At 61.1% G+C, this 16,257-nt stretch carries 19 protein-coding genes and 2 tRNA genes; 7 read left to right on the forward strand and 14 right to left on the reverse strand.

Annotated elements, in window-relative coordinates:
• On the forward strand, window positions 1–359 hold a 359-nt coding region (locus CGX12_RS09760), incomplete at its 5' end, for a TyrR/PhhR family helix-turn-helix DNA-binding protein (protein WP_368073551.1).
• Between the two features lie 239 nt (window positions 360–598).
• Here the strand turns inward: CGX12_RS09760 and CGX12_RS09765 are convergent.
• The 11 genes from CGX12_RS09765 to CGX12_RS09815 form a co-directional block, all read right to left on the reverse strand.
• Complete coding sequence (locus CGX12_RS09765) at window positions 599–1,246, reverse strand: DUF799 domain-containing protein (RefSeq protein WP_094039699.1); 648 nt, start codon at window positions 1,244–1,246, stop codon at window positions 599–601.
• Entirely contained in the window at window positions 1,243–1,602 is a 360-nt protein-coding gene (locus CGX12_RS09770; RefSeq protein ID WP_094039700.1) for a DUF4810 domain-containing protein, read from the reverse strand. The genes CGX12_RS09765 and CGX12_RS09770 overlap by 4 nt, the downstream gene beginning before the upstream one ends.
• A gap of 16 nt (window positions 1,603–1,618) precedes the next feature.
• Window positions 1,619–2,290 (reverse strand): CsgG/HfaB family protein, encoded by a 672-nt coding sequence (locus CGX12_RS09775; RefSeq protein ID WP_094039701.1) that lies wholly within the window; start codon window positions 2,288–2,290, stop codon window positions 1,619–1,621.
• A 206-nt stretch (window positions 2,291–2,496) separates the two neighbouring features.
• Window positions 2,497–2,868, reverse strand: a complete 372-nt coding sequence (locus CGX12_RS09780) for a diacylglycerol kinase (protein ID WP_269769035.1) — start codon at window positions 2,866–2,868, stop codon at window positions 2,497–2,499.
• The gene (lpxH, locus tag CGX12_RS09785) at window positions 2,862–3,599 is read right to left on the reverse strand and encodes a UDP-2,3-diacylglucosamine diphosphatase (RefSeq protein ID WP_094039703.1); all 738 of its coding nucleotides are present in this window, start codon (window positions 3,597–3,599) and stop codon (window positions 2,862–2,864) included. The genes CGX12_RS09780 and lpxH overlap by 7 nt, the downstream gene beginning before the upstream one ends.
• Window positions 3,600–3,670: 71 nt before the next feature.
• Window positions 3,671–4,168 (reverse strand): peptidylprolyl isomerase, encoded by a 498-nt coding sequence (locus CGX12_RS09790; protein WP_094039704.1) that lies wholly within the window; start codon window positions 4,166–4,168, stop codon window positions 3,671–3,673.
• A gap of 120 nt (window positions 4,169–4,288) precedes the next feature.
• The gene (locus CGX12_RS09795) at window positions 4,289–4,654 is read right to left on the reverse strand and encodes a diacylglycerol kinase (RefSeq protein ID WP_438273034.1); all 366 of its coding nucleotides are present in this window, start codon (window positions 4,652–4,654) and stop codon (window positions 4,289–4,291) included.
• Complete coding sequence (locus CGX12_RS09800; RefSeq protein WP_094039706.1) at window positions 4,638–6,620, reverse strand: LTA synthase family protein; 1,983 nt, start codon at window positions 6,618–6,620, stop codon at window positions 4,638–4,640. The genes CGX12_RS09795 and CGX12_RS09800 overlap by 17 nt, the downstream gene beginning before the upstream one ends.
• Before the next feature lie 77 nt (window positions 6,621–6,697).
• Window positions 6,698–8,323, reverse strand: coding sequence for a phosphoethanolamine transferase (locus tag CGX12_RS09805; RefSeq protein WP_254918255.1), 1,626 nt, complete (start codon window positions 8,321–8,323; stop codon window positions 6,698–6,700).
• Window positions 8,324–8,425: 102 nt separating this feature from the next.
• Window positions 8,426–9,670, reverse strand: a complete 1,245-nt coding sequence (locus CGX12_RS09810) for a sensor histidine kinase (protein ID WP_094039707.1) — start codon at window positions 9,668–9,670, stop codon at window positions 8,426–8,428.
• Window positions 9,654–10,340, reverse strand: coding sequence for a response regulator transcription factor (locus tag CGX12_RS09815; RefSeq protein WP_094039708.1), 687 nt, complete (start codon window positions 10,338–10,340; stop codon window positions 9,654–9,656). The genes CGX12_RS09810 and CGX12_RS09815 overlap by 17 nt, the downstream gene beginning before the upstream one ends.
• 160 nt (window positions 10,341–10,500) lie before the next feature.
• Here CGX12_RS09815 and CGX12_RS09820 point away from each other — a divergent pair, with 160 nt between their 5' ends.
• The 4 genes from CGX12_RS09820 to CGX12_RS09835 all read left to right on the forward strand — a co-directional run bounded on the left by CGX12_RS09820 (window position 10,501) and on the right by CGX12_RS09835 (window position 13,498).
• Window positions 10,501–11,031: a cytochrome b/b6 domain-containing protein gene (locus CGX12_RS09820; protein WP_094039709.1), complete on the forward strand. Its 531-nt coding sequence runs from the start codon at window positions 10,501–10,503 to the stop codon at window positions 11,029–11,031.
• Between the two features lie 131 nt (window positions 11,032–11,162).
• Window positions 11,163–12,542 carry a cysteine--tRNA ligase gene (gene cysS / locus CGX12_RS09825; RefSeq protein ID WP_094039710.1) on the forward strand — a complete coding sequence of 460 codons (1,380 nt, stop codon included), beginning with the start codon at window positions 11,163–11,165 and terminating at the stop codon, window positions 12,540–12,542.
• Between the two features lie 104 nt (window positions 12,543–12,646).
• Entirely contained in the window at window positions 12,647–12,934 is a 288-nt protein-coding gene (locus CGX12_RS09830; protein WP_094039711.1) for a hypothetical protein, read from the forward strand.
• Window positions 12,935–13,132: 198 nt separating this feature from the next.
• The gene (locus tag CGX12_RS09835; RefSeq protein ID WP_094039712.1) at window positions 13,133–13,498 is read left to right on the forward strand and encodes a hypothetical protein; all 366 of its coding nucleotides are present in this window, start codon (window positions 13,133–13,135) and stop codon (window positions 13,496–13,498) included.
• 29 nt (window positions 13,499–13,527) lie between these two features.
• Here the strand turns inward: CGX12_RS09835 and CGX12_RS09840 are convergent, their stop codons facing one another.
• Both CGX12_RS09840 and folD read right to left on the reverse strand, forming a co-directional pair.
• Window positions 13,528–14,343, reverse strand: coding sequence for an ion transporter (locus CGX12_RS09840; protein ID WP_094039713.1), 816 nt, complete (start codon window positions 14,341–14,343; stop codon window positions 13,528–13,530).
• A 60-nt stretch (window positions 14,344–14,403) separates the two neighbouring features.
• On the reverse strand, window positions 14,404–15,261 hold the full coding sequence (gene folD / locus CGX12_RS09845; RefSeq protein ID WP_094039714.1) for a bifunctional methylenetetrahydrofolate dehydrogenase/methenyltetrahydrofolate cyclohydrolase FolD: 858 nt from the start codon (window positions 15,259–15,261) through the stop codon (window positions 14,404–14,406).
• A 182-nt stretch (window positions 15,262–15,443) separates the two neighbouring features.
• On the opposite strand from folD, the gene CGX12_RS09850 reads away from it, so the two are divergent.
• Together CGX12_RS09850 and CGX12_RS09855 are read left to right on the forward strand one after the other, a co-directional pair.
• Window positions 15,444–15,520 (forward strand) — tRNA-Arg (locus CGX12_RS09850).
• A gap of 7 nt (window positions 15,521–15,527) precedes the next feature.
• Window positions 15,528–15,603: transfer RNA gene (locus CGX12_RS09855), tRNA-His, on the forward strand.
• A 3-nt stretch (window positions 15,604–15,606) separates the two neighbouring features.
• On the opposite strand, the gene CGX12_RS09860 is transcribed toward CGX12_RS09855, so the two are convergent.
• The gene (locus CGX12_RS09860; RefSeq protein ID WP_094039715.1) at window positions 15,607–16,251 is read right to left on the reverse strand and encodes a tellurite resistance TerB family protein; all 645 of its coding nucleotides are present in this window, start codon (window positions 16,249–16,251) and stop codon (window positions 15,607–15,609) included.
• Window positions 16,252–16,257: the final 6 nt, after the last annotated feature.

The following is a 16,257-nucleotide window of genomic DNA, read 5'->3' on the forward strand; positions in this document are numbered from 1 at the left end:
AGATGTGGATACGAGTCACGTCCCCCGCCCTGGCCGACTATCTGCAGCATTACGCCTGGCCGGGCAACGTGCGCCAGCTCAGGCACAGCCTGTACCGGGCCATCAGCCTGCTGGAGGGGGACGAACTGGATCTGGCCCAGCTGTCGTTGCCGGAGCAGAACGGCCTGCAGGGGCTGGACGCCCTGTGCGAAGGCTCGCTGGAAGAGGCGGTGAAAGGTTTCGAGCGGATACTTCTGGAACGGCTCTACCCGGAATACCCCTCCACCCGCCAGTTGGCCAGGCGGCTCAATATCTCCCACACCGCCATCGCCAACAAGCTCAAGGATTACGGTATCGGCAAGCACAGCCGGCAGAAGTGAGCTAGGAAGAATGGCCGAAGGTGTTGCCTTCGGCCTGCTTAACAAGCGCCCGCCACACGGCTGAAGCCGTGCCTACCACTCCCTGTCACTCCCGCGAAGGCGGGAGTCCAGCACAAACTGTCATGGATCTCCGCCTTCGCGAAGATGACCACGGTTAAACAACAGCGTTGAAGGAAAAGGGCTACCTGGAAATAACCGACCGTACCCGATGTTGGGTACGGCCGTGACATTCCACTGATTTACTGGGCAAAATGCGGAGAGCGGGGTCCGTAGAGAATGCCGTTGGGCACTCCCGCCGACAGCAGGCGGGCGCTGGTGATACCGGAGATCTGGTGTCCTTTGTCGGTCAGGGTATTAGCAATCTGCTCGATCACCGCCTGCACCATCATTCCGATCAGGCCACCTGAGTTGGAGTTCTGCTCGCTGCTGGAAGCGGTCGCCTTGCCGGACCAGAGTTGCCGCCCCGTTCTAAGGTCGACCAGGCGGGCACTGGCTGTAACCCGGGTGTCGCTGCTGATGATCATATAACTGGTGCCGTAATCCTCGACATCGATATACAGCACGGCATCGGCACCAAAAATCTGATGCAGTTTGTCCAGGGGAACGTTATGGATGTCTTCCGGATCGGTCAGGCCGTTCTGCCGGAAGGTTTCATCCACCACCGCGACAGGGAAAACGTAATAGCCGGATTCCGCCAATGGATAGGTTACCTGGGATAGCATGCTGTAGCTGGCCTTGACGTCAGGCGACTGGTTTGTCGGCGGCAACACCAATATGGACTTGGGTTTGGACTCCTTGAAGGCGCTATAGTCGTAGGCCTCAGGCGTAGCACAGCCCACCAGTGTCACTGCAACAAGCAACAGGAGTGGATACAGTGTCCGTTTCATTGCAGGGTGTCCTTATTCTGTTTAAGTAAAAAATCCATAAACACCGCCGACTCGGGAAACAAACGTTTCTCTGTCGCAAACTGCTCTAGTGCCTGCTGCTCTCTCCCACTATGGGCATAAAGCAATCCCAGGTGGGCATGCAAACCGGGTGCTACCCGGCGATCAGCCGCCCGCGCTTTTTCAATGCTCTCTTCCAGTTGGGCGGCCTGCTCATCCAAGTTGTTGTTATCCACTTGGTAATATTGATAAACCGACGGCTGATAAGCATCCCACTGATACAACGTAGTCGGCCCGGAACAGCCGGCAAGCAAAACTGCTGCCGTGAACAACGAAAAGGTATAGCGTTTATTGTGCATTTTATCTTCCTGCTGGTTAGCGCACGGGGTTCCAGGCACCCTGATCGATACCGGCCACCAAATTATTCACCGCTTCACGAATGGCCAGATCCAGTACCTTGCCGTTCAGGGTTGAGTCATAGCCGGCGGTACCGCCAAAGCCGATGACCTCGCGGTTGGACAGGCTGTACTCGCCAGCCCCCTGGGAAGAAAAAACCACCTCCGAGGTCTGCACATTCACCACGTTCAGGTTGACCTTGGCATAGGCAATCTGTGATTTGCCCCGTCCCAAGATACCGAACAGCTGATGATCACCGACCGCCTTGCGGCCAAACTCGGTGACATCCCCAGTAACGACATAATCAGCCCCCTTTAACGCCTGCGCCTCTCCTTTAATGCCGGCCTCGGCTTTTATCTCCTGCATATTGGTCCTGTCCAGCACATTGAAACGGTTGCTCTGCTGCAAATGTGTGACCAATATGGTGGTTGCCTGATTGCCCAGCCGATCAACTCCGTCCGAAAAAATACCGCGCTGGAAACTGGAGCGGTTTTCAAATTTACCAACGGAAATGGGACTGCGAACCCCCTGGTACTGACTGCCATATGAATTGACTTTTTCTACCGCCAGCGAGCGGGAAGACTCTGTTGCACAACCGCTGATCAGGGTGGCGGAGAGCAGGGTGGCACACACTAATGTTGTTTTTCTCATTATCACCGTCTCTTTTGTTTAAAAAATGAACGCATTAATAATTTTGATAGGAGCATTACCAGCAAGCCGCCCAATTTTATTGCAAGCCTGGAAAATAGTAAAAACAATAAATAGCGGTTCCGAATAGCAAATTACTGCAAACTGCGTATTGAATTATTGGGGCCGACCGTTTTATTTGCTTGAACGGCCTCCCCAAAAAAGTGGCTTCAGGCGAGGTAGTCGAGCAATACCAGTATCCAGGTCAGGGCCGCCAGCAGCAGGGTCAGCAGCACGGCGGCCGAGCCCATGTCCTTGGCGCGGCCGGCCAGTTCGTGGTGCTCGGGGCCGATGCGATCCACCACCGCTTCCACCGCCGAGTTGAGCAGTTCGACCACCAGCACCAGCACCAGGCTGCCGACAAGCAGTACCCTGGCCACCAGCCCTACCTCCCACCAGACAGCCAGGGGCAGCAATACCGCCACCAGCCAGCATTCCTGGCGAAAGGCCGCCTCGTTCCGGTAGGCGCTCTTCAGGCCCTGCAGCGAATAGCCGCCGGCGGAGATGATGCGGGACAATCCCGTCTTGCCTGGTTTCATGATTGATCCTCGAAGGCCCTGCTCTGCAATTCCATTCCCCGGGGGCCGACCGCCAGCACGCTGCCCTGGGTGTACCAGTCGCCGAGCACGATGCGGCGGGCGGGCCGGCCCGCCAGGGTAAAGTCGTGGATGGCGGGCCTGTGGGTATGGCCGTGGATCAGCCGCCGTACGCCCGCCGCGTTCATCTGCCGCTCCACCTCGGCCTGGTTCACGTCCATCACCTGCATCATCTTGTCCTGCTTGGACTGGGCGCTCCTGCCGCGGATGCCCTCGGCGATGGCGATACGGCGGCGCAGCGGCAGGCGCAGGAACAGCCACTGCAGCCAGCGCCAGCGGGTAATGCGGCGATAGCGCTGGTAACCGGCGTCGTCGGTGCACAAGGTGTCGCCGTGCATGATAAGGGTGGGTTCGCCGTACAGGTCGATCACCCGGCGCTCGGGCAGCAGCGTCATGCCCGCCTCGGCGGCAAAGCGGCGGCCCACCATAAAGTCCCGGTTGCCGTGGATAAAGTAGACGGGCGTGCCCCGCTCGCTGCAGGCACGGAAAGCCGCCGCCACCTGCCGGTGGAGCGGACTCGGCTCGTCGTCGCCAATCCAGAATTCAAACAGATCGCCCAGCACATAGAGCGCCTCGGCATGCACCGCCTCCTCCGCCATAAAGCGCAGGAAGGCGGCGGTGATGTCGGGCCGGCCGGCACTCAGGTGCAGATCGGCAATAAACAGGGTATGGGGCATCGGGTAACATCCGGTTCCAAACACAACAATGCCCGCCGGGGCGGGCATTGCAAGGCCATCGCCGAGCGGCCTTATTCGCTGACGGTCACGCCGGTGATCAGCACGTCGTCCACCGGTACATCCTGGTGCATGTAGCCGCGGGTGCCGGTGGCCACGCCCTTGATCTTGTTGACCACGTCCATGCCTTCGCTCACTTCGCCGAACACGCAGTAGCCGTAGCCCTGGGTGGTGGCCGACTTGAAGTTGAGGAAGTCGTTGTCGTTGACGTTGATAAAGAACTGGGCGGTGGCGGAATGGGGCTCCATGGTGCGGGCCATGGCGATGGTGCCCACCTTGTTGCCGAGGCCGTTATCGGCTTCGTTCTTGATGGCGGCGCGGGTTTCCTTTTCTTCGAAACCGGGGCCGTAACCGCCGCCCTGGATCATGAAGCCGTCAATCACCCGGTGGAACAGGGTGTTGTCGTAGTGGCCGTCGAGGCAGTATTGCAGAAAGTTGGCCACGGTGTCCGGGGCCTTGTCGGCAAAGAGGTTCAGGGTGATGTCGCCGTAGGTGGTGTGCAGTGTGACCATTATTGTATGTCCAAGTGTGGGTTCAGCCGCTGAGTTTAGCGCAAGCCGGGGCGTTAGCGAACCCCCGCCTCGGCTGCACCAGGCCTGTATGACGATAAAACTGACAGCCGGGCCGCTTGCCTACTGCCCCAGAAAAACGCCCAGCCACACCAAGGCCGCCAGTGCCAGGGTTACCAGCACCGCCGCCGAGCCGATGTCCTTGGCGCGACCGGCCAGTTCATGGTACTCATGGCCAATACGATCCACCACCGCTTCGATGGCCGAGTTGAGCAGCTCCACGATCAGCACCAGCAGCAGGCTGGCAATCAGCAGCAGGGTCGGGACCAGCCCCGGGTTCCAGATCAGCGCCACCGGTACCAGCACCAGTGCCAGCCAGCATTCCTGCCGAAAGGCGGCCTCACCCCGCCAGGCGCTGGCCAGCCCCTGGCGGGAGTAACCAAAGGCGCGCACCACGCGCACTATGCCAGTATCACCGGGTTTCATCAGACAGCTCCTTATTCAGGGCCACGTTCGCGCTCTCGTCCGGCAGCCGGTACAGCCCCTGTTGATAGGCCAGGCTGCCCCACAAGGCATAAGCCTGAGCCTGTTGGGCCAGACCGGCATCCACCGGCGCCGTGGTGAGCGCCTGCTGTCCGGCGTCATATTGAAAACCGAGGGCGTCCTGCTCCGGTTGTAAGACCACCATGTCGCTTCCTTTCAGTAAGGCGAAATTCTGATCGAACTGCATCAGGGCCCGGTTGGGGGAATAGCGAGTCAGATCCCGCCCCAGCATGGGGTTATCGCTGTCGATACCGGCCAGCGACAGCAGGGTCGGCGGCAAATCAATCTGGCTCACCAGGCGGCCGTCGCGCCGGGGAGCAATGCCTTCGCCCAGCAGCAGGGCCGGAACACGAAAGTGTGGCACCGGCACCAGCTCGGGGCCATAGGTGCGCGAGTCATGATCCGCCACCACCAGAAACAGGGTGTCCTGCCAGTAGTCCGACTTTTGCGCCAGCTCGAAGAAGCGGCCCAAGGCGTAATCGGCATATTTGGCGGCATTATTGCGGGTCTGCTTTGGTTGTTCATACAGCTCGATACGATCATCGGGAAACTCAAAGGGATCGTGATTACTGGAGCTGAACACCAGGCTGAAGAAGGGCTTGCCGTCCTGGTGCAGTTGCTCAAACTCCTGGTCGGCGCGTACGAACAGATCCTCGTCGCTGACTCCCCAGGAGCCCTCGAACACCGGCGACTCGAAATCCCGCTGATCGACGATATGCTCAAAGCCATTACCCAAAAAGAAACTGGCCATGTTGTCGAAATGACTTTCACCGCCATAGATGAACTGGGTGTGATAGCCCCGCTCGCGCAGCAGTTGTGCTAGGGTGAAAAAACCGGTCTGGCTCTTGTCGAGCTTGACCACGGCCCGGGACGGCGTGGGCGTAAAGCCGGTGATCACCGCCTCAATCCCCCGTACCGAGCGGGTACCGGTGGCATACAGCTGCTCAAACAGCCAGCCCTGCTGTGCCAACCGGTCAAATTCCGGGGTCAGCGGCCGCCCCCCAAGAGTGCCGACAAACTGGGCGCCCAGGCTTTCTTCCAGAATGATCACCAGGTTTTTCGGCTTACCCTGGTAACTGGCGGTGTTGCGGGTGAGGGTCGGCAGCTCCGACGACAGGTACTCATGCTCGGGGCGTCCCTGAGCCTGGCGCAGGGTATCCAGCAACTGCTGCTGCTCCATGCGGCCATACAGGGAAGCGGCGCTTTCCTCCTTGCCCAGTTGTTTCGCTGCAAAGCCCACCGAGTAGGCGGAATTGAGCACCAGTCCATTGACCAGGGGATCGGTGGAAAAGGCCACCAGTGCCGGGTTCAGCCCACGGTGCCCCAGGGTGGAGCGGCCGCCCAGCAGACCCAGCGCCAGGATCAGCAGCGCCAGCACCGGCCGCCAGTACCAGGCCGGCATGGTTAAGTCACGGCACAACCGGCCCGACCAGCGCCAGCAAGCCCACAGGGCCACCGGCACCAACACGCTCACCAGCACCAGTGCCAGCAAGTGGCCCTGCAACAGCATGCCGAACACTTCTTTCGGGTAAATGAGATATTCGATAAACAACCGGTTGGGGCGCAGATCATAGGTGTTGATAAAGGCCGGCGTGGCCAGCTCCAGCAACAGCAACAGGCCGGTGCCTGCGGTCAGCCACAAGCGCATCAGCCACATCCAGGCCCGGCCCGGGCCGTGTTTACCGGCCAGCAGCAGGGTGAATACCGCCGGCACACCGAACAGCCAGCACAGGGTCGACACATCCACCCGCAGCCCCTGCAGCAGCACAGGGCCCCAGCCATCGGCACTGGTCACCCTGTCGCCCTGCCACAGCGCCAGCCCCAACCGGCTGAAACTAAGCAGTGCCAGGTTCAGCACCAGAAAACAGAAAAAGGGCCACAGCGGGCCCAACCGTTGTTTGAGTATTGTCATGCTCACCGTGCCAGTCAGGTTAAAGCGCCCATGCTAAGGACACTGGGGTGAAAAAAAGGTCAAAACCCGACTTCACCTCAGCCAGTCCGGCAAGGCGCCAACAAATCCAGCTTGGACTGGTATTGGCTGGTATTCACCCCCATCAACCCCAGTACCGAGTCAAACAGGTTATCGTGAGAGAAACGGCCCTCTTTTGCCTGCCGTTGCAGGCAGCGGTTATCGAGGCCGTTTTCATCGCCCAGGCCGGCGGACAACCACATCAACAGCGGCACATGAGTCTGCTGTTCGGGTGCCAACGCATAAGGCAAGCCGTGCAGATAGAGCCCGTTTTCTCCCAGGGATTCACCGTGATCGGACAGGTACACCAGGCCGGTATTCCACTGGTCCTGGTGCTGCTTCAGCGCCTCAAGCACCTGGCTGATGATGTAATCACTGTAATAAATCGTATTGTCGTAGGTGTTCACCAGCTCCCGGGCACTGCAGTTCTGAATGTCGCTGCGCTGACAATCGGGCGTGAAGTGGGCGAACTCGGCCGGATAACGCTTGAAATAGGTGGGGCCATGGCTGCCCACCATGTGCAACACCAGCACTCGGTCCTGCTGACCGGGCCGCTCCAGCGCCTGACGCAGTGGCGCCAACATCACGCCGTCCTGGCAGTAGTCGCCATCACACAGCGGGCCGCCGTCTTCGGGACGAAACGACTGGGTGGGCACCCGATCACAGACTCCCTTGCAGCCGCCGTCGTTCTCGAACCAGGTAATGTCGAGCCCGGCGTGGTCCAGTACGTCCACCAGGTTGTCCTGGCGCTCGCTGCGTTCGGCGTCATAGTCCGACTTGGACTGGCGCGAGAACATGCAGGGCACCGACACCGCGGTGGCGGTGCCGCAGGAGCTGACCGACTGGAATGACACCACGCCCTGATCGCGGGTAAAGGCATTGGTGTCACGCGGATAGCCGTTGAGCTCGAAGTTCATCCCCCTGGCGGTTTCCCCTACCATCAGCACCAGCAGGTTGGGCTTGCCGTTGTGACGGGGCCGATCGACTTTGGCGTCTTCACCCAGGGCGCGCCAGGGCAGCTCTTCCTTCAGGTAGGTCTGATTAACATAACCGCTGGCGCTGGACAGAAAATAGGTGGGAATGATCAGCTGCCTAAGGTAGCTGTTGTTACGCCCGACCGAGGCATAATCCTTGTAGTAAAACAGGGCGATCAGCGCGATGGCAGCCAGAGAGCCGAGTACCGACAGGCTCTTCCACAGCAGATCCTTGACCCAGCCGTCATGGCGAATGCGCGCCCGGGCCACCAGCAGGGCCGGCACCACGCCGGTGAGCGCAAACCACAGCAGGGAGGCACCGTTCAGATAGGATTTGGCCTCCCCCTGGTGGGTCTGCATGATATTGGCCATCATGTCCTGGTCGAACACCACCCCATACTGGAACATGGCGTAGCTGACCGAGGATGACAGCAGCAACAGCACAATAAAAATACCCTTTTCCAGGTGCTTCACCGCCACCAGGGTAAACAGCAGGTTGAGCGCCGCCACAAAAAACACCGGAATGGACAACACAAAGCCAACGCTAACGCCGTCCAGGTTTTCCAGTATGCTGGCAAGCTTGGCGGTGAGCGGCAGGTTGAGCACAAAAAAGAAGTACAACGCCAGCAGCAACACCAGCCGGCGGGACGAAATACCCGGTTGAAAAGACACACCCATGATCAGCCTCGAAAACAGAATAAGCCGCATTCACGGCTCAAGGCCGGCAGCGGCGAAACTGCTATCAAGGTTAATCAGGGGGAAGTGAAAAAAAGGTCAAAACCCGATACGTACGCGCGTACCCTTGGGCCGGTTGGCCGCCAGGCTTAACTGCCAGCCCTGGTGTTCGCAAATGCGTTCCACAATGGCCAGGCCCAGGCCAAAGCCACCGCCGCCACTGATGCCCCGCTCCCGCACCCGGGCCAGCACACCGGGCTCAATACCCTCGCCACTGTCGCACACCGCCAGCCAGTCCGGCCCCAGGCACAGCTCGATGCCGCCTTCGGTGGTATGGGCCAGGGCATTGCGCAACAGGTTGTTGATCACCGCCCCGGCCAGGGTGGCCGGCACCAAAGGCCCGTCCCCCTCCCCGGCGCTCAGAGTCAGGGTCAAGCCCCGGGCCCGGGCCTGGCCCTGCCAGATTTCGATATACCGGGCCGCCAGCTGTCTCAAGGGGACGGCAGTATCGTGGCCGGCCGCCGCCTCGGGGGCCCGCGACAATTGTAAAAACAGCTCGACCTGGCGCTGCATATCGTCCAGTGCCGATTCCATGCGCGCCAGTTGGCGCTGCTCCGGCACCGAGCCGCTGCCGGTTTCCCGCAGCATATCCAGGGCACCGCGGATCACCATCATGGGTGTGCGCAGCTCGTGGCTGGCGTTGGCGGAAAACTGCTGTTCCCGGGTCAGCAGCTCCTGCACCCGGTCGGCGTACTCCTCAAAGGCACGCGCCAGCAAGCCCACTTCGTCATCGGGGTAAACGCCATGCAGGCGGGCGCCGGACTGCTGGCGCAGCCGGGACACCTCTTTCGCCAGTTGCGACACCGGCTGCAATATCTGCCGGCTGAGCCGGCGCGACAGCCAGAAGCCGAGGGCCCATACACCCAGCACGCCAACTGTCATGCCGCTGAACACCAGCAGCTCGTAACGTTCGAATTCGCTCTGATCCTGCACCAGCACGTGTTCCCAGCCATCCTGATAATGCACGAACAGGTTGTAGGCACCGTCCCCCAGCAGCACTTCGTGCCCCCCTTCCGGGTAATCCCGAAACCGGGGCGGCAGCAGCGCCTGCTGCCCAGAGGGCACCTTGTAATAGGTGGTGTCGGTCATCGGCAACACCAGCGGCTGCTGCAGGCTGGCATGGGCCCGCACCTGATCGAGCAGATCGCTGTGCAAATGGTTGTAAAACAGCGTGCGCTCAAACCAGAACACCAGCAACACAATGGCCGCCGACGCCATCAGGCTTAAGCTTACGATCAACAGGTTAAGCACCCACTGCAGACGGGCATTAATGGTCAGGCGCATGATCGTCGCCAACCAGACGGTAGCCCTGGCCGTGCACGGTGTGAATGAGCGGCCGGTCAAAGGGCTTGTCGATGGCGCTGCGCAACAGGTAGATATGGGACTTGAGGCCGTCGCTGTCGGGAGGATCGTCGGCCCACAATTCGCTCGCCAGGGTGGCCCGGCTAACCACATTGGGCGAGTGTTTCATCAGCACTTCCAGCAATTTAAGGCATTTGGGGTTGAGACTGATGTCCCGCCCCTGGCGGCTGACCTTGAGGGTATCCAGATCCAGGACAAGATCGGCCACCGTCAACCGGCGCACCCGTTGCTGCCGGCTGCGCTTGAGCACGGCCTGAATGCGCGACCACAGCTCCGGCAGGGCGAAGGGCTTGACCAGGTAATCGTCGGCACCCACCTCGAACCCGGCCAACTTGTCGTCCAGGGTGTCCCGGGCGGTCAGCATCAATACCGGCAGCGGATTCAGCCCGGCCCGCAACCGACGGCACAACTCAATGCCATCGAGTCCCGGCAGGCCAAGATCCAGCACCAGCAGATCGAATTCCTGGCGGGCCAGCAGGGCCAGCGCCGCCGTCCCGCTGTGCAAGGCATCCACGGTGCAGCCCTTGAGTGACAGGTAATCGACAATATTCACCAGGATATCCGGATTGTCTTCCACCACCAGAATGCGCATTTACTCTCCTTCTTTGATTCGGGGAACAGCGAACCGGGCCCGTGTTGGCGCAAGCGCATTATTAAATCACCGTCACGGCGCTTAATGTAGCCTTAAGTTTGCCCCCTTACAGTAACAGCTGACCGGCCATTCCCGGCCGCCACCTTAAGGAGAGCATGCAATGACAACCATAAAGGTATGGGACCCCCTGATCAGGCTGTTTCACTGGTCACTGGTGGCGGCCTTTGCCACCGCCTGGCTGACCGCCGACGAATGGCAGTCGGTACACGAAGTGGCGGGCTACGGCGTGATGGGGCTGATTGCCTTTCGGCTGGTGTGGGGGCTGGTGGGCTCCCGTTATGCCCGCTTTCGCCAGTTCGTGCGCCCGCCGGCGGCCACGCTGGGTTACCTCAACGAGGTTTGCCACCGCCGGGAAAAGCGCTATCTCGGCCATAACCCGGCGGGCGCGGCCATGGTGCTGGCCCTGCTGGCCGGCCTGAGCCTGCTCACCCTGAGCGGCTGGCTGTATGTCACCGATGCCGGTGGTGACTGGCTGGAAGACGTGCACGAGTTTATCGCCAATGCCCTGCTGGGGCTGGCGGGGCTGCACATTGCCGGGGTCATCTTCACCGGCCTGCGCCACCGGGAAAACCTGATCAAATCCATGTTCACCGGCACCAAACGGCCGCCCGACGGCGATGATGTAGCCTGATCCTTGTTGCGATTTTCCCTTACCCGGCGGCTCCCGCCCCGCCGCCGGGCTTTGTGCTTGCACCGCGTGGCCATTAACGGTTCAATAAGCGCTGACGTTCCTAACCACTCACCACCACCAAGACCCTAATCATGCTGAAAATCTACAACTCCCTGACCCGACAAAAAGAAGAATTCAAACCCCTGGTGCCCGGCAAGGTCGGCATGTATGTGTGTGGTGTGACCATTTACGATCTCTGTCATATCGGCCATGGCCGGACCTTTGTGGCCTTTGATGTGGTCACCCGCTACCTGCGCTATGCCGGTTATGATCTGACCTTTGTGCGCAACATCACCGACATTGACGACAAGATCATCAAGCGGGCGGCGGAAAATGGCGAAAGCTGCGACGCGCTCACCGAGCGCCTGACCGCCGATATGTACAAGGACTTTGATGCCCTCAATATCGCCCGGCCCGATATCGAGCCCAAGGCCACCGGCCATATTCCCGAAATCATTGCCATGGTCAAAACCCTGATAAAAGACGGCCACGCCTATGTGGCGGACAACGGCGACGTGCTGTTCGAGGTGAACAGCTTTGCCGACTACGGCCGGCTCTCGGGCCAGAACCTGGAGCAGCTGCAGGCCGGCGCCCGGGTGGAAGTGGAGCAGAGCAAGCGCAACCCCCTCGATTTCGTGCTGTGGAAACAGTCCAAGCCCGGCGAGCCGAGCTGGGAGTCCCCCTGGGGCCCGGGCCGTCCGGGCTGGCACATCGAGTGCTCGGCCATGAACGGCAAGCACCTGGGCAAGCATTTCGACATTCACGGCGGCGGCTCGGACCTGCAGTTCCCCCACCATGAAAACGAAATCGCCCAGAGCTGCTGCGCCAACCACAGCCCCTACGTCAACACCTGGATGCACTCGGGCATGGTGATGGTGGATGAAGAGAAGATGTCCAAATCCCTGGGCAACTTCTTCACCATTCGCGACGTGCTCGGCCATTACGACGGCGAGACCATTCGCTACTTTTTGCTGTCGGGTCACTACCGCAGCCAGCTCAACTATTCCGACGAAAACCTGAAGCAGGCCCGCACCGCCCTGGAGCGGCTCTATACGGCACTCAGGGATCTGCCCGAGGCGCCCGCCGCCGGCGGCGAGGACTTTGTGGCGCGCTTCAATGCCGCCATGGACGACGACTTCAACACTCCCGAGGCCTATTCGGTGCTGTTTGATCTGGCTCGGGAAATCAACCGCCAGAAGGGCAAGGACGACGAGGCCGCCGCCCATCTCGCCGCCCGCCTGCGGGAGCTGGCCGGGGTGCTGGGCCTGCTGACCCAGGATCCCGAGGCCTTTTTGCGCGGCGATGCCGGCGCCGACGACGAGGTGGCCGACATCGAGCGCCTGATCCAGGCCCGCCTGGATGCGCGCCAGAGCAAGGACTGGGCCGCCGCCGACGCCGCCCGCGACCAGCTCAACGCCATGGGCATAGTGCTGGAAGACGGCCCGGAGGGCACCCGCTGGCGGCGCAAGTAACCGCCACCACCGCATATTGAAAAATCCGCCATGGGCACCATAATAGGTGCCCTGTTTTTTATCGTGCCCCTGTGGGCCCTGACAGGTTTTAAGGAGCCTCGCCAATGCAAAAGTTTATTCCGGCCGCCTTGCTGGCAGTTCTGGTCGGTATCGTCGGCTGCGAAGAGAAAGGCCCGACCGACGATATCGGCGACAATATCGACCAGGTGATGGAGAAGGCCGCCTCCCAGCCCGAGCCGGTGCTGGATGAAAATGCCGCCCGGGAAACGACGCCGTCACCGGAAGCCCTCGAGCAGCAAAAAGAGGAATTCCAGCAGGCGATAGAAGAAGCGTCCAGGGAGGCGGAAGATCGCCTGAACGAAATCCTGGAAAACACCCTCGACCAGGAATAATCAGGGGGCCCACCCCCTGATTTTCCTCTTCAGCCCCGCCGGGGATGACAGTCCCCGTCATATCGACATTCGATTTTACCGCTCCGGCTGCGTCACCACCCTGCCTCCCCTATCATTTGGCCCAAGGCTAGGCTATTACTGATAGAGCAAAAACACAAAAGCGGCCCCGGCCGCCATGCAATCTAGCGAGGAACCGATATGAAGAAGTCATTGCTTAATGTTCTGCTGTTTACCTCTGTTACCGCCTTCGGCCTGGCAGCCTGTGACAACCAGGGCCCCGCCGAGCAGGCCGGCGAAAACGTCGATGAGGTTATCGAAAATGTTCAGGAGCAGGGCGAACAGATGACCGATGACGCCGCGGAAGCGCTGGGTGTAGAACAACAGGGAACCATGGAAGCACTGGGCGAAAAACTGGATGACGCCGCCAGCAGTGCCGCGGATGCCGCCGACGATGCCATGGACGCCACCAGCGAACAGGCCGCGGAAATGGAGCAGGCCATGGACGAGGCGGCCGCCGAAGCCGAGCAGAAACTGAACGAATTGATGGAAGAAAGCAACCAGTAACCTCAGGGGAGCCTCGGCTCCCCTTCTTTTTACCTCTCCTCTTCCATTGCCCCGCCACAGTACTTGCAGTAACGGGCATCCCCGTCGTGGCCGCTCCGGTCGCACTGGGGACAATGACGCAGGTTGTACTCCCGGCGCATTTCCCGTCCCAGTTCGGCGGTGATGATGCCGGTGGGCACCGCTATGATGGCGTAGCCCATCAGCATGGTCACGGCGGCGATGCCCCGACCGAGGGCGGTCTGCGGCGTGATGTCGCCGAATCCCACCGTGGTGATGGTGACGATGGCCCAGTAGATGCTGGTGGGAATGCTGGTAAAGCCGTTTTCCGGCCCTTCCACCACATAGAGCAGGGAGCCGAACAGGGTGACCAGGATAAAGAGCGTGCTGAAGAACACGATGATCTTGCGCCGGCTCTGGTTGAGCGAGCGCAGCAGAAGATTGGCCTCGTTGACGTAGCGCATCAGCTTGAGCACCCGGAAGATGCGCAAGACCCGCAGCAGGCGGATCACCATCAGGAAGCTGGCGCCGGGAACGAAAATCGCCAGGTAGGTCGGCAGCGCCGCCAGCAGATCGATAACACCGTAAAAGCTTTTGACGTAGGCGGCCCGGTTCTGGGCACAATAGACCCGCAGGCCGTACTCGAGGGTGAACAACAGGGTAAAGCCCCACTCCAGCCCGTAGAGCAGGCCGCCATAGTGGGCCCGCACCGAACCCATGGAATCCAGGAACAGCACCAGTATGGACAGCAGTATGGTGACGATCAGGGCGATGTCGAAGCGGCGCCCCGCCGGCGTCTCGGTGCCGAAAATCACCGTATAGAGCACATCCTTGTCGGGCCAATGCATCGGCTTTCCCTCTTGGGACGGGGTGCCGGGCAAGCGCCCGGCCCCCGGTTCAGGACGAGATCAGTTGTCGTGATAACGTTCGCAGGCGATCAGGGTATTCTCGATCAGCGCCGCCACCGTCATGGGGCCCACGCCGCCGGGTACGGGGGTGATGTAGGAGGCGCGCTCGGCGGCCACCGCATACTCCACGTCGCCCACCAGGCGGCCGTCGTCCAGGCGGTTGATGCCCACGTCGATCACCACGGCGCCGGGCTTGATCCAGTCGCCGGGAATGAAGTTGGGCTTGCCCACCGCCACCACCAGCAAGTCGGCCCCTTCCACCTTGGCCTTGAGATCCTCGGTGAAGCGATGGCAGGTGGTGGTGGTGCAGCCGGCCAGCAGCAGCTCCAGGGTCATGGGCCGGCCCACGATGTTGGAGGCACCCACCACCACGGCGTTGAGGCCGTGGGTTTTGATGTGGCTGCGCTCGATCAGGGTCATGATGCCCTTGGGGGTGCAGGGGCGCAGGGCCGGAATACGCTGGGCCAGGCGCCCTACGTTGTAGGGGTGGAAGCCGTCCACGTCCTTGTGGGGGTGGATGCGCTCTATCACCAGGGTGCTGTCGATATGGGCCGGCAGCGGCAGTTGCACCAGGATGCCGTCTATGGTGGCGTCCCGGTTCAGCTCGTCAATCAGATCAAGCAATTGCTGCTCTGTGGTTTCCTGGGGCAAATCGTAGGACTTGGAGACAAAGCCCACCTCTTCGCAGGCCCGGCGCTTGCTGCCGACATAGACCTGGGAAGCGGGATTGGCGCCCACCAGTATCACCGCCAGGCCGGGCGCGCGCTTGCCCGCGCTTTTCCGTTCGGCCACCCGTTCGGCCACCTGGTTGCGTACCGCCTGTGCAATCGCTTTTCCATCGATTATTTGAGCTGACATCTGCGTTGATTCTCACCTTTATAAACCTGCGGCGATTGTCGCATTTTTTCAGGGGTTTGATAAGCGAGGCACTCGGGCTTTCCGCCGCCGGGGCGGCCCGACAAAGCCGTTGACCCCCGCATGGCAAATAGGTATGATGCCGCCCCGTTACGCCGTGGCCCGCCCACGGAAAACGCCAAAAAGCGCCCTTAGCTCAGCTGGATAGAGCATCCGCCTTCTAAGCGGATGGTCGCAGGTTCGAGTCCTGCAGGGCGCGCCATCTTGTGGTGACCGTAGCTCAGTTGGTAGAGTCCCGGATTGTGATTCCGGTTGTCGCGGGTTCGAGCCCCGTCGGTCACCCCAACTTCATTCCCCCATCCCCTGCTCCGCCTGTTTTTCCAGATGCGCCACCAACTCCGTCGGCAAATTGAGCCGGTGCGCCAGCGCCTGCAGATAGGTTCGCTCCGCCGCCTGATCCGGATCGATCACCAGCCGTGACGCCAGGTACAGCTCCGCCGCCTGCTCGGGCCCGCGGGCCGAGGCGACGATGTCGCCCAGCGCCACCGGCGCCGAGAGCATGTCGAACACCAGCGCCTTTTCCTCCGCCGCCAGCCCCATCTGCTCCACCTGCTCGAAGATCCGCTGTTGCTCGGTGGCATCCACATGGCCGTCGGCCTTGGCCGCTCCTATCATGGCCCGCATCAGCGCCAGCTGGAAGGACTCGCCGTCAGCCGCCGGGGCATCGGGCGAGAAGCGCGGATCCAGCCGCTGCAGATCGGCGTCGCTGGCCGGGGTGGCCTGGGCCGGGCTCTGGCCCTGCTGCCAGTTCTGGTAGGCCTTCCAGGCCATGACGCCGGCGGCGGCCAAACCGGCGTACTTGAGGGTGCCGCCGGTCATCTTGCGACCCTTCTTGCTGCCGAGCAGCAGGCCGAGAATGCCACCGGTGGCGGCGCCCTTGCCAAAACCGGGGTTGTTGCCCAGAAACTGGCCGATCAGTTTGTCTACTTTCATCAAGAA

Source organism: Zobellella denitrificans, from assembly GCF_002237365.1.
Classification (GTDB): Bacteria; Pseudomonadota; Gammaproteobacteria; order Enterobacterales; family Aeromonadaceae; genus Oceanimonas; species Oceanimonas denitrificans.

Coding starts and splice junctions, on each gene's coding strand:
- CGX12_RS09765 (WP_094039699.1), bottom strand. CDS start 1,246: ATGAAACGGACACTGTATCCACTCCTGTTGCTTGTTGCAGTGACACTG.
- CGX12_RS09770 (WP_094039700.1), bottom strand. CDS start 1,602: ATGCACAATAAACGCTATACCTTTTCGTTGTTCACGGCAGCAGTTTTG.
- CGX12_RS09775 (WP_094039701.1), bottom strand. CDS start 2,290: ATGAGAAAAACAACATTAGTGTGTGCCACCCTGCTCTCCGCCACCCTG.
- lpxH (WP_094039703.1), bottom strand. CDS start 3,599: ATGCCCCATACCCTGTTTATTGCCGATCTGCACCTGAGTGCCGGCCGG.
- CGX12_RS09790 (WP_094039704.1), bottom strand. CDS start 4,168: ATGGTCACACTGCACACCACCTACGGCGACATCACCCTGAACCTCTTT.
- CGX12_RS09800 (WP_094039706.1), bottom strand. CDS start 6,620: ATGACAATACTCAAACAACGGTTGGGCCCGCTGTGGCCCTTTTTCTGT.
- CGX12_RS09810 (WP_094039707.1), bottom strand. CDS start 9,670: ATGCGCCTGACCATTAATGCCCGTCTGCAGTGGGTGCTTAACCTGTTG.
- CGX12_RS09815 (WP_094039708.1), bottom strand. CDS start 10,340: ATGCGCATTCTGGTGGTGGAAGACAATCCGGATATCCTGGTGAATATT.
- CGX12_RS09820 (WP_094039709.1), top strand. CDS start 10,501: ATGACAACCATAAAGGTATGGGACCCCCTGATCAGGCTGTTTCACTGG.
- cysS (WP_094039710.1), top strand. CDS start 11,163: ATGCTGAAAATCTACAACTCCCTGACCCGACAAAAAGAAGAATTCAAA.
- CGX12_RS09830 (WP_094039711.1), top strand. CDS start 12,647: ATGCAAAAGTTTATTCCGGCCGCCTTGCTGGCAGTTCTGGTCGGTATC.
- CGX12_RS09835 (WP_094039712.1), top strand. CDS start 13,133: ATGAAGAAGTCATTGCTTAATGTTCTGCTGTTTACCTCTGTTACCGCC.
- CGX12_RS09840 (WP_094039713.1), bottom strand. CDS start 14,343: ATGCATTGGCCCGACAAGGATGTGCTCTATACGGTGATTTTCGGCACC.
- folD (WP_094039714.1), bottom strand. CDS start 15,261: ATGTCAGCTCAAATAATCGATGGAAAAGCGATTGCACAGGCGGTACGC.
- CGX12_RS09860 (WP_094039715.1), bottom strand. CDS start 16,251: ATGAAAGTAGACAAACTGATCGGCCAGTTTCTGGGCAACAACCCCGGT.